The following is an 11,362-nucleotide window of genomic DNA, read 5'->3' on the forward strand; positions in this document are numbered from 1 at the left end:
ATTATTTTTTCGGTATCGGCATCGTGAGAATGGTGACCTTTCCTTTTTTTTCATTATAAGAATAGTTTACCCCAAGAACAATAATATTATTTTTTATAACGGCCAAACGTTCTTTATCAAAAGATGGAATTTTTTCATTTTGCCAATTTTTTCCGCCATCAACACTATAGTACAAATACCTAAACCAAGCATCTGCCCCCATCCAAAATTTAAAAAGTCCCACCATTAGACTATCCTTTACATAAAAATCCAATGGTTTCACATGATTCAAACGCCATAAATGCCATTTATCAGGAAATGACGTGTATATACCATACTTTTCATTAGTTCGATGCAATATACGAACTTCATGCGTTGATGATTTTTTTTCGTCAAATCCGCAAGCAATCCAATCTTTATCGTTTTGAGCATATCGCTCAATACCATTACAAAGATTTCCTAAATTTATAGCTGGAATATTATCTCTCTCTAGAATAATAGAGTAGGGTTTCTCCCCCCTATTTTTATTTACGTGTATTTTTCCAATTTGTTCACATTCAGCGTCACCAATATATTCCCATTTTTTGAAGTCCTCGTTTGACACGTAAACAGGACGATTTACCGAATCATTGTCATCAACAAAACCAACTATGTAAACACGCTCGCCGATACGATCAAAAGATGCAGATTGAACATCTATATCAATTTCCCTCTTCTCCCAACTCTCGCCGCCATCAGTTGTTCGCAGTACTACGGGCTTATTATTTTCACTTTTGAATTCATTTTTTGTTCCAAATAGAGTAATTTTTTTTTCATTTTCTACTACAATTTCTTCTACAAAAGGCAATATCATCAAATCAAACGATGATTTTCTTTTTTCAAAAGAAAGGGAACTTCCGCAAGTTCTCCATTTATCATCAATTTCAATTACAAGAATAAATAAAACAACAAGAGTTACAATACTTATAGGTATTAAACAACCTATAGCAAATAGAATCTTCCCAAATGTTGTAAATTTATTATAAAAAAACACAATTATTCTCCATTTCAAAATAGCAATAAAAAGTTTTAACGTTTTAGTTGTTGTAAAATAGAGTTTTGCAGAAAAACATCATCCTCGAAAACATGGTCCGTCTAATTTCAAAGAATTCCATCATATTATCTACACCTTGGCCAAAACAGCCGCCACTTATAAATATAACCTATTCCGCCCGGAAAATTTTTTCAAATATGCTTTATGACTATTTCGCTTCTTGTCTGCAATAGAAGACGCGCAATATAACGACTTTCTGCATGTCATGATTGACATGATAAAATAGGCGGTAATTCCCGACTGGTATTGTGCGTACTTCACGCAAAATCCAAGGATCATCTTGGCATAAGGCAAAGGCGTCGGGAAAATCGGACAACGTGTTTACCGATTCCTGAAATTTTGCCATTAGATTCTTGGCAGCGACAGGCGAACAAAGCGCTATGCTGATATAGTCAAAGATTTGATCGATGTCTGCCTGCGCAGCGGAAGAAAAATGGACTTCAAAATTCATACCTTATATTTCTTCTTGACGTCGGAAAGAACCATCGCGGCAGGGCGAGTGCGGCCTTTCAGCATATCGTTGTAACCCTTCTCGAGTTCCGCATCGAAACGTTCCTTTGACCATTTGGCGGAGTTTTCGGGCGCCTTGGGCAGTTTTACGTCGAAGGGAATTCCCTGTTGCAGAATAATCTGCTTATAGAACATGTTGATGGCACTGGAAACGGATATGCCGAGGGTTTCCAGGACGCTTTCGGCCTGTTCCTTGACATCGGGCTCAATGCGAGCGTATAAATTTGCAGTCTTGTTCATATTTTTAATATATATAATTGTCCGCACAAATGCAATACATTTGAAACTTGATGACAAAACAGAAACGGACTATTTAAAGTTTTGAAATTATCGGGGTTTTTAAGGGGCTGAGCCCCTTAGGCGAAGGGGTGACGGAAGACCCGGCTATGGATTGCTTCGTCACTACGTTCCTCGCAATGACGTGCTAGGCAAGGGGAGCCTGATTGCTTAGACATTGCCGGGGCTGCAATCAGGGGGATTCTTCCCCCTCCCCTATTCAAGACATCATTGGCTCCTTCCTCCCAGCGGTCGTCAGGATGACGTCGTGGGGCGTTTTTTTTTGAAACATCCTTTTTTCGCCCCGATTTTGGGGCTTTTCTTGTTTCAGAACGAAACAAAAAGGACGCTTTTCGGGGTTGGCACGGCTTTTGCTAATGTATCGGCGTAAAAAACTCCCCACTCAAACAAAAACACTGGGGATCAAGAATTTAAAATAGGAGATTAAAATCATGGGTAAGATTATTGGTATTGACTTGGGTACGACAAACAGCTGCGTTGCCGTGATGGAAGGTGGCAAGCCGGTCGTCATCGCCAATGCAGAAGGTTTCCGCACTACGCCGTCTATTGTCGCATTTGGCAAGAACGGTGAACGTCTTGTGGGCCATGTTGCAAAGCGTCAGGCAATCACGAACCCGGAAAAGACGATTTATTCTATCAAGCGTTTCATGGGCCGTACGGCTGGCGAATGCTCCACTGCCGAAAAGAACATGCCTTACAAGCTCGTAGGCACGGGTTCTGATCCGGTCCGCGTGCAGATTGACGACAAGCAGTTTGCTCCTCCTGAGATTTCTGCAGCCGTTCTCCAGACCATGAAGAAGATTGCCGAAGATTACCTCGGCCAGTCCGTTTCTCAGGCTGTGATTACGGTCCCGGCTTACTTTAACGACTCTCAGCGTCAGGCTACAAAGGACGCTGGTAAGATTGCAGGCCTCGAAGTTCTCCGTATCGTGAACGAACCGACGGCTGCTGCTCTTGCTTACGGTCTTGACTCCAAGAAGAGCGAAAAGGTTGCCGTGTATGACCTCGGTGGCGGTACCTTCGATATCTCCATCCTCGAAATCGACGACGGTATGTTCAGCGTGAAGGCCACGAACGGTGATACGATGCTTGGCGGTGACAACTTCGACGAAGTCATCATCGACTGGATCAACGACGAATTCAAGAAGGACAATCCGGGCATCGACCTGAAGAAGGACAAGATGGCCCTGCAGCGTTTGAAGGACGCCGCCATCAACCTTCCGTTCATCACTGCTGACGCTTCTGGTCCGAAACACCTCGACCTCACCCTCAGCCGTGCAAAGTTTGACCAGCTCACCGCTCACCTCGTGGAACGTTCTATGGAACCGTGCCGCAAGGCTATCAAGGACTCCGGTCTTTCCTTGAGCGAAATTGACGAAGTCATCTTGGTTGGTGGTTCTACTCGTATTCCGGCCGTTCAGGAAGCTGTGAAGAAGTTCTTCGGTAAGGAACCGAACAAGACTGTGAACCCGGACGAAGTTGTGGCAATCGGTGCTGCAGTTCAGGGCGCTGTGCTTAGCGGTGACTCCTCTGTGAAGGACGTGTTGCTCCTCGACGTGACACCGCTTTCTTTGGGTATCGAAACTCTCGGTGGCGTGATGACCAAGCTCATCGACCGTAACACCACGATTCCGACCAAGAAGAGCCAGGTGTTCTCCACTGCCGAAGACAACCAGCCGGCTGTGACGATTCACGTGCTCCAGGGCGAACGCGAATTTGCTCGCGACAACCGTACGCTCGGCAAGTTCGACTTGACCGACCTTCCGAAGAAGCCGCGTGGCGTGCCGCAGATCGAAGTGACCTTCGATATCGATGCTAACGGCATTGTGCACGTGTCTGCTAAGGACAAGGAAACCGGTAAGGAACAGTCCATCAAGATTACTTCTTCTAGCGGTTTGTCTGAAGACGAAATCAACAAGATGGTGAAGGATGCCGAAGCTAACGCAGCCAAGGACAAGGAACAGCGCGAACTTGTCGATATCAAGAACCAGGCCGAACAGATGGCTTACCAGGCTGAAGGCCAGCTCAAGGAATTTGGCAACAAGCTCCCGGCTGACACCAAGAGCCAGCTCCAGGCTGCTATCGACGACATCAAGGCCAAGAAGGACAACGGCACCAAGGAAGAAATCAAGGCCGCTATGGACAAGCTCCAGGGCATGATTAGCTCCATGGCTCAGGCTGCTGGCGCAAACCAGGCTCAGCCGGGTCCGCAGCCGGGTGCTTCCGAACAGCCGAAGAACGACAAGAAGGGTGACGGCCCGGAAGTCGTCGACGCTGAAGTGGTTGACTAATTAGTAGGAAGTAGACGGTAGGAAGTAGGAAGTGTCATCCTGAGCTATACGAAACTTAGAACTTTAGTTCTGTAGTTGAGTTATGCCCTTTGGGTAGAAGCGCGAAGCGCAAAGTCTCTTTTGACACTTGGGCTTCAACCCTTAGTGATCCATGGTCCCCCTTGCGGGGAGAAGGATCCAAGCCAGCCGTCTAAATAGAAAGGATTCGCTCTCTTTTAGGGAGCAATCCTTTTTGTGTAAATAAGAGTATGTTTTGTGAACGATTTTTAGTATGAAATAGGACGTTAGCGGTTGTTAAAAGACAGCAAAAGAACTTTTCCTGTCTACTGTTTACTTCCTACTGTCTACTAATGCCGAAGGCATATTATGGCTGAAAAAAGAGATTATTACGAAGTTTTGGGCGTCGGCAAGGACGCAAGTGCTGATGAAATCAAGCACGCTTATAAGAAGCTTGCTATCAAGTACCATCCGGACAAGAATCCGGGCGACAAGGAAGCTGAAGAAAAGTTCAAGGAAGCTGCCGAAGCTTACGACGTGCTCTCTAATCCTGAAAAGCGCAAGAACTACGACCAGTTCGGCTTTAACGCTCCTGGTGGCGGTTTTGGCGGTGGCGGATTCGGCGGCGCAGGCTTCGACCTCAACGATATTTTCAGCCAGTTTGGCGATATCTTTGGTGGCGGGTTCGGCTTTGGCGGCGGTGGACGTCGTGGTGGCGGTCGCAAGGCAGGACCTCCGCGTGGTAACGACTTGCAGATCAAGGTGGCACTCAGCTACAAGGAAATTTTCGAAGGCTGCACCAAGAAGGTTCGCTTAAAACGCTATACACCGTGTACGGAATGTAACGGCAAGGGCGGTACGAACGTCAAGACTTGCGATACCTGCCATGGCACGGGTCGTGTACGTCGTGTGTCCGGCGGATTTTTCCAGATGGTTTCCGAAAGCGTCTGCCCCACTTGCGGTGGCATGGGCGAAGTAATCGCTAATCCCTGCTCTCATTGCCACGGTGAAGGTCGTGTGCAAGAAAGCGAAGAAATCTCCATCAAGATTCCGGCAGGCGTGAGCGAAGGCCAGTACCTGAACCTCCGTGGCGAAGGCAACTGCGGTCCACGCGGTGGCGCTTGCGGCGACTTGCTTGTGGTGATTGCCGAAAAGCCGGATGATTTCTTCAGCCGCGAAGGCGACGATTTGCATTGCGAAGTCAAGGTGCCGGTACATAAGCTTGTTCTTGGCGGTACACAGCGCATCCCGACCATCAACGGTGACGAAATCCAGATCAAGATTGCCGCCGGCACTCAAGCTGGTAGCGTTCTCCGTCTGCGCGATCAGGGTTTGTGGCCGCTCAAAAAACAGGGCGACCGCGGAAGCCTCTACGTGCAAATTGGCGTTGACATCCCGAAGGACATCTCCCGCGAAGAGAAGGAGCTTTACCAGAAGCTTGCCGAACTCCGCAAGGACAAGGAAACCGCCCAGGAAGAAAGTTTCCTTGAGAAGATGAAGAATCTGTTCAAGTAAGACGAAAGAACGGCCCTATGGGCCTACAGACGAAAGACGAGAGAAACGCGGCACTTCGTGCCTTTCAGCGGGAATCTCTTTTTTTAAGAACTCCCGGACAGCGATGCCCGGGAGTTCTTGTTTTATAACGTTTCGTTAAAGAATAATCGGAAATCCTTCCTTATATTCCTTGATAATATACGGGTGCGTTTTGGCGTACTCGAAAATTTTTTTACCGAGACCATTCTTTACAAGTTCTATCAGCTCGGGCCGAGGCGTTGCGCCGATAGTCGGGCACGTAGGCGTAAGCGCGATAACAAGCTCGCCATCTTTATTCATAATGCGTAGCGGCCAGATTGAGCAATCAAAGGGTTTGTCTTCTACTTTTAAAATGCAGCCTTTGTGCGGATCCAGGAAAGTGCAAGGCACTTCTTCTTCGGGGGCATCGGTGCGATAACCGCCAAGGACGATTTGACCATCGCGGAACTCCCCCACCACGCCGTATTCGTTAGGCTTGCTCAGTTTTTCCACGACTTCGGGCGGGAAAAGCGGCGTTTCCCAGAGGCTCTGCCTGCGGAAAGAGCAGCAGAACTTGCATGCGGCACAGGATTCGCGGGAGAGAATTTTAGAAAGCATCACAGTCCTTTACGCTTTATGGATCGTTAGGTTTAAACAATATGGATTCCGTTGCCTTCGGCTCCAGAATGGCTGCAAAAAAAGTTCAGAAAGACACATTAACAATCCTTTAATCTTTATGAAATTCTATAGTTTGCGGCTCCGTGACGCCATTGCGGAGAGTTTTCTACAACAATACAGTGCGATTTGTCCAAAATAATCGTCGGGTTGTACGAGAGTTTCGCCTTACGCAGCCCTTCGATTCCAATATCTTCCTCGCGGTTGATTAGTTTCGCGCCGGCAGTCACTAGGCGCTCGGCAAACAGCTTGTTAATAACGGCATAGCCGCCATTGATTGCATATTCGTCGATGACTTTTTCAAAATGAATATCCCAAACGCCGGGCGTAATTTCTGAAGCCATTGTCATGCCGACGGGTTTGCCTTCGACATATAGGACAGCGCCACGCATCTGGAGAGCATCGAAGTTTTCCTGCGCTTCCTTGATGGCACAGTATTCTGCCATGCGCGATTTTTCGTCTTCGGAGCGTTCGGCCCAGGCAGCCTCACGGCAATCACAAACGCATTCACAATCGTTTTCGTTTGAGCGGGCCAGCGTTTCAAAATTAAGCCATTTCTTTTCGACTTCATGCGCTTCAGCAATATTTTCAGCCGTAATAGCGCGCAATTCGTAATTCGAATAAGTTCGATTAAATCTTGAAATATGATTGCGCTTTTTCTTGTACTGATTTCCTGGGAGTGTTGCAAGATTTTCGGCCGAATAGATATAGTCGCTATCGTTTCGGTTATTTTCGAAATGGAGTACAGGTTCGGCGCGGTTCGGCACTGCTTTCTCAAAATACTCCCGCAAAATCTGCGCACGCGGCTCGTCAACAAGGCAAAATTCCAACGGACGCCCCGATGCATGTGCATCTTGGATAATCAGCTCCAACGCTTTCTGCAGATCGCCGACTCCGAGTGGGAACGCATAGCCCCGACGGCTCCCCTGTCCGTTATAATAGCGAAAAAGGAACCCCTCTTGCAACGCCAACAAGGTATTGTATTTTTTACGCAAAAGGTAAATGTTCGCAAAGCCAGCATCGCTCCCGATGTACCCTGAATCGGCGACCGCACGCATCGCGGCAAACATATCCGAAAGTTCCGGCGTCTTAAAATTTATCAAGGTTTCCCTCCAAGTATATCCCTAATTCCATACTCTTTTAGTCGGAGGCTTTTTGAATAATATATACTTAATTAGCTCTTTTTTGCAAATATGAGTTTCTAAAAAGTGACACTTTTTCATTCTTAGGTGTTTAATAAATAAAAGAACATTATGGACCTGGAGACCCCATGAAAAAATTTGTCATTTTAAACGCTAGCCCCCGCCCCAATAGCAATATCAACCAAATGTTGAATATCATACGCAATGAACTGCTGGCGAATGGCGACATAGTAAATTATGTGGATGTTTGCAAATTGCAATTCCGCCCTTGCGTAGGCTGCATGAAATGCCGCAACGCACACGACTGCGTGATGCCCGACGACGATGCCAAAACGATTCTGCGCCTCGTTCAGCAATGCGATGGCTTGATTGTCGGTTCTCCATGCTATTGGGGGAACATGACCGGCCAACTGAAAATGTTATTCGACAGATGGGTTTACGGCTTTATGGACCATAGCGAACAAGGCATTCCTCGTGCGCTTTTGAGCGGCAAAAAAGCAGTTCTTGTCACGACATGTTCCACACGATGGCCATTCAACTTGATTTTCAAACAATCACTAGGAACAGTACGCGCCCTCAAGGAAGTTCTTTGTTGGAGCGGTTTTAAAATTAGCGGTGTGATTCAAAAAAGCGGCACGCTCAATGGCGAAGGCATTTCATCACGAGAAAATGCGAAATGCAGGAAGATAGCGAGCAAACTGCATTGCGCCGCTTAAGTGCGAGTTACCTGAATACATCAAAAATGCTCGACTTGATCGAGCATGACTATGTATTTACATTTTGTCACCCTCGCGAAGGCGAGGGTCTTCTAGCATTTATCTGAAAATTTTCTGATAAACATTTTTCCCGGCGCTGTTGATTTTCACGACATAAGGCTTCTGCGCAACATGCGCGACGGGCACAATCGCAAATCCATCGATTTGCCTACGCATCAACAGTTCGCCCTGCAAATCATAAATCGTAAGCATCATGGGTGCGCGTACAGAGTTCGTTGAAATCAGCAAATCACCCCCGATTTTCGAGACCGCCACCTTCCCCGCTGCAATTCGCGGCATAAGAGCAACCTTGCCTGTATCCGGTTTTTCAGGCTCTACATACGGGTGCTCCGGATCATCAACGATAACCTTCACATCAACAGTACTTTCGCAGCCGTACGGATTCACATATGTTCCCGTGTAGACGCCGCTGCTTTGCCATTGCATATTCTTGAATCGCACTTCACGGCCCAAGTAATAAAAGTCATTCGGGCCCTTCCAAGTCCAGCGTCCACCATCCCACGGATGCGGGCCAATTACAAGCGAATCACCGGGGTTTACTTTGACATCAGTTGTTTCGTTCCAGCCGCCATTATGAATTTTGACATAGGGAATAATTTCGCTAGCTTCGCAAACGCCACCTTTAGCATTTTCGATGACCATCGTTACGATAGACTGAGCTTTTGCGGTCACCGTAAGGGTTTTGCCCGAAACGTTAATATCCGAGTCCGCTTTGAGCGCTGCGGGGAGCGTAAAACGGTGGACCTTGGCTTTATTGCCGATGGATTCAAACTTGCTCAAATCGAATGTGTATTTTACATCGCTAGAGCCTGTATTCAAAGCAACGAGCACAAGCGAACTGTCTTCTCGGATGGCGGCGAGCGTATTGCTGTTGTCGCTGTCAATAAAGCGAGAACCCGGTCGAATCGCACGGCTAAACGCAGCATGCATGTAAAAGCGAGGTGCGTATGAGAACGTCTGTTTTTTGTGGTCAGCTACAATGGTGCGCCAGTTTTCAGCGGGGTCCGAAAGTTGCCAATCGACCCAAGCGCTCGCATGCATATCGCGGAGGTCATGCAAAATAACATCCGCCATCCAGAGCGTAATGTCGAGGTTGCCACTGCGGTGGAGCGGCCCCGATTCGGACTGCCATACACGTTTATCGGCTGCAAAGGCTGCGTTGTAAAGCTTTCCGCGAGAATCGTAGCCCGAATAGCTATGCGTGTTGACCTGGAACATGTACGAGCGCGCTTCGGAGCTGTAGCTGTTAAAGCGGTTCAACGCATCGCCGATGTTCGATTCATCAGCAGCGCTGACGGAAGTCTCTGGGAACAGTCCCTTTTTCTTGAGTGCCTTACCGAGTTCCACAATCATTTCGGATTGCTTGTTCTTAAAACCGCAGCCTTCTTGGTCGCCATTCGCAGTCCACCAGCCAGCACTGGGTTCGTTAAACGGTTCAATTGTGCGGAACGTGATGCCCCATTCTTGCTTAAAATGCTTGGCCACTTCGGAGAGGTAATCAGCAAAGTCATCGAAGTAATCGGACTTGAGGTTGTCCGCGCCATTCACGCCACCCGAAACGCAACCGCTATTTGTCATCCACCACGGCGGAGAGTTCGAGAACGCTTCGAAAATAGGATTCTTGACTTTTTTCGCGAGCCAGAACAGCACATTGCGCTGGTTAGGGTCGGCAGTCCAATCGTAATCGCCTTTTTCCGTTGGCTTGTAACCGGGAACAGCCGCGCCTCCATCGCCCTTGGTCAAATGTTTGTGCCCCGGCTGGTCGCCACCACCGATGTTGTAGCGGAAAATATTGTAGCCCAAACCGGTATCAGGATCGACAACAGATCCTAACATTTTTGCGTAATTCGATTCGTTCCAAGCACCAACGAGCTCGGCCCACCAGCAAAGGCTTGTGCCCCAACCCTCAAATAGCTGGTATCTTTTGCCAGGATCAACAACAACCTTCGTCTGCGCATGAGCGGCACCACAAGCCATGCCCATCGCGATCATCCAAATCAATTTACTTTTCACGTTCACAACCTCACTCCCATAAAAATCGTTTATTTTTTTGAAAAGCGGACACTTTCTGTTTGTAAAGTTATAGACTTTTTGTCAAAAAAAAGACGAGGTCTGCGGTTCAAAATAAAGTTTAAGTAATAAGTTTGCACTCCATTTATTTATATCTTTAAAAAATGCATTACAAACCATATCGCGATTTACTTTTAGAACTTTTCCCGAATTACCTCAAAGTGCGCAAACTCCCGCTCAACGGCGGCATGAGTTGCCCTAACCTCGATGGAACCAAGGGATTTTCGGGCTGCAGTTACTGCAACAACCGCAGTTTCAGCCCTGTTTTTGACCAGGCGAAAGTTTCTATTCAGGAACAGCTTGAAAAGTTCGTTCCGAAGCTTCGCGACAAGTATCCGAATGCAGGCATCCTCGCCTACTTGCAGCCATACACGAATACGCACGCCCCGCTAGAGCACTTGCGTGAAATTATCAATCCGATTATCAAGCACAAGGAAATTGCAGGGCTTGCGATTGGCACACGCCCGGATTGCCTCGAAGACGATAAAATAGAATATCTCGCCGAGCTCAATCGCAAAAAGCCGATTATCGTTGAAATTGGTTTGCAAACAGCAAATGATTTAACACTTGCCGGCATTAATCGCCGCCATACGCTTGCTGAATTCGAAGACGCTGTAAAGCGTTGCCAAGCAGCCGGCCTCACGGTCACGACACACGTCATTGTTGGCCTCCCCGGCGAAAAGATGGAAGATTTCAAGCATACGGCGCAAGTGATTCATGATTTGAAACTTGCCGCTGTGAAAATCCATCCGCTGCACATTGTTGTCGGAACAGTAATGGCTCAAGATTTTGCCAACGGCGAAGTCAAGTTGCTCTCGTTCGAAGAATACTGCGACGCCGTTGCCGAGATGATTAAAATTATCGGTAAGGACATTGCAATTGAACGTTTCAGCGGCGAAAGTCCTAGCGAAATGTTAATTGCGCCCAACTGGTGCGGAGAACGCGATAGGATCATTGCGACTGTGGAAAAATTGCTGGGCTGTGAATAAAAAAGCCGATCCTGGCACAAGGCCGGGATGA

10 protein-coding genes are annotated in these 11,362 nt (G+C 47.5%); 4 read left to right on the forward strand and 6 right to left on the reverse strand.

Annotation, left to right across the window (positions count from 1 at the left end; genetic code table 11):
* Window position 1 precedes the first annotated feature (1 nt).
* The 3 genes from HUF13_RS04955 to HUF13_RS04965 form a co-directional block, all read right to left on the reverse strand.
* Window positions 2-1,012 carry a hypothetical protein gene (locus HUF13_RS04955; RefSeq protein ID WP_173474094.1) on the reverse strand — a complete coding sequence of 337 codons (1,011 nt, stop codon included), beginning with the start codon at window positions 1,010-1,012 and terminating at the stop codon, window positions 2-4.
* A gap of 208 nt (window positions 1,013-1,220) precedes the next feature.
* Entirely contained in the window at window positions 1,221-1,523 is a 303-nt protein-coding gene (locus HUF13_RS04960) for a type II toxin-antitoxin system RelE/ParE family toxin (RefSeq protein ID WP_173474095.1), read from the reverse strand.
* A complete protein-coding gene (locus HUF13_RS04965; protein WP_173474096.1) occupies window positions 1,520-1,822 on the reverse strand; it encodes a type II toxin-antitoxin system RelB/DinJ family antitoxin in 303 nt (100 codons plus the stop codon). Before HUF13_RS04965 ends, HUF13_RS04960 begins: the two co-directional genes overlap by 4 nt.
* 488 nt (window positions 1,823-2,310) lie before the next feature.
* Between HUF13_RS04965 and dnaK the strand changes: the two genes are divergently transcribed.
* The gene (gene dnaK, locus HUF13_RS04970) at window positions 2,311-4,170 is read left to right on the forward strand and encodes a molecular chaperone DnaK (protein ID WP_173474097.1); all 1,860 of its coding nucleotides are present in this window, start codon (window positions 2,311-2,313) and stop codon (window positions 4,168-4,170) included.
* Between the two features lie 366 nt (window positions 4,171-4,536).
* Window positions 4,537-5,682 (forward strand): molecular chaperone DnaJ, encoded by a 1,146-nt coding sequence (gene dnaJ, locus HUF13_RS04975; protein ID WP_173474098.1) that lies wholly within the window; start codon window positions 4,537-4,539, stop codon window positions 5,680-5,682.
* A gap of 135 nt (window positions 5,683-5,817) precedes the next feature.
* On the opposite strand, the gene HUF13_RS04980 is transcribed toward dnaJ, so the two are convergent.
* Together HUF13_RS04980 and HUF13_RS04985 are read right to left on the reverse strand one after the other, a co-directional pair.
* Window positions 5,818-6,297, reverse strand: coding sequence for a hypothetical protein (locus HUF13_RS04980; RefSeq protein ID WP_173474099.1), 480 nt, complete (start codon window positions 6,295-6,297; stop codon window positions 5,818-5,820).
* A gap of 116 nt (window positions 6,298-6,413) precedes the next feature.
* The gene (locus HUF13_RS04985) at window positions 6,414-7,457 is read right to left on the reverse strand and encodes a DUF2156 domain-containing protein (protein WP_173474100.1); all 1,044 of its coding nucleotides are present in this window, start codon (window positions 7,455-7,457) and stop codon (window positions 6,414-6,416) included.
* A gap of 167 nt (window positions 7,458-7,624) precedes the next feature.
* Here HUF13_RS04985 and HUF13_RS04990 point away from each other — a divergent pair, with 167 nt between their 5' ends.
* Entirely contained in the window at window positions 7,625-8,212 is a 588-nt protein-coding gene (locus HUF13_RS04990; protein ID WP_173474101.1) for a flavodoxin family protein, read from the forward strand.
* Between the two features lie 99 nt (window positions 8,213-8,311).
* Here the strand turns inward: HUF13_RS04990 and HUF13_RS04995 are convergent, their stop codons facing one another.
* A complete protein-coding gene (locus tag HUF13_RS04995) occupies window positions 8,312-10,291 on the reverse strand; it encodes a glycoside hydrolase (RefSeq protein ID WP_304038828.1) in 1,980 nt (659 codons plus the stop codon).
* 155 nt (window positions 10,292-10,446) lie between these two features.
* Between HUF13_RS04995 and HUF13_RS05000 the strand changes: the two genes are divergently transcribed.
* Window positions 10,447-11,331, forward strand: coding sequence for a TIGR01212 family radical SAM protein (locus HUF13_RS05000; protein ID WP_173474102.1), 885 nt, complete (start codon window positions 10,447-10,449; stop codon window positions 11,329-11,331).
* The last annotated feature ends 31 nt before the right edge of the window (window positions 11,332-11,362 follow it).

Origin of the sequence: Fibrobacter succinogenes (genome assembly GCF_902779965.1) — a bacterium.
Classification (GTDB): domain Bacteria; phylum Fibrobacterota; class Fibrobacteria; order Fibrobacterales; family Fibrobacteraceae; genus Fibrobacter; species Fibrobacter succinogenes_F.

What these genes read in the sequence shown, in the direction of transcription:
- HUF13_RS04960 (WP_173474095.1), bottom strand. Translation starts at nt 1,523, where the DNA reads ATGAATTTTGAAGTCCATTTTTCTTCCGCTGCGCAGGCAGACATCGAT.
- HUF13_RS04965 (WP_173474096.1), bottom strand. Translation starts at nt 1,822, where the DNA reads ATGAACAAGACTGCAAATTTATACGCTCGCATTGAGCCCGATGTCAAG.
- dnaK (WP_173474097.1), top strand. Translation starts at nt 2,311, where the DNA reads ATGGGTAAGATTATTGGTATTGACTTGGGTACGACAAACAGCTGCGTT.
- dnaJ (WP_173474098.1), top strand. Translation starts at nt 4,537, where the DNA reads ATGGCTGAAAAAAGAGATTATTACGAAGTTTTGGGCGTCGGCAAGGAC.
- HUF13_RS04980 (WP_173474099.1), bottom strand. Translation starts at nt 6,297, where the DNA reads ATGCTTTCTAAAATTCTCTCCCGCGAATCCTGTGCCGCATGCAAGTTC.
- HUF13_RS04990 (WP_173474101.1), top strand. Translation starts at nt 7,625, where the DNA reads ATGAAAAAATTTGTCATTTTAAACGCTAGCCCCCGCCCCAATAGCAAT.
- HUF13_RS05000 (WP_173474102.1), top strand. Translation starts at nt 10,447, where the DNA reads ATGCATTACAAACCATATCGCGATTTACTTTTAGAACTTTTCCCGAAT.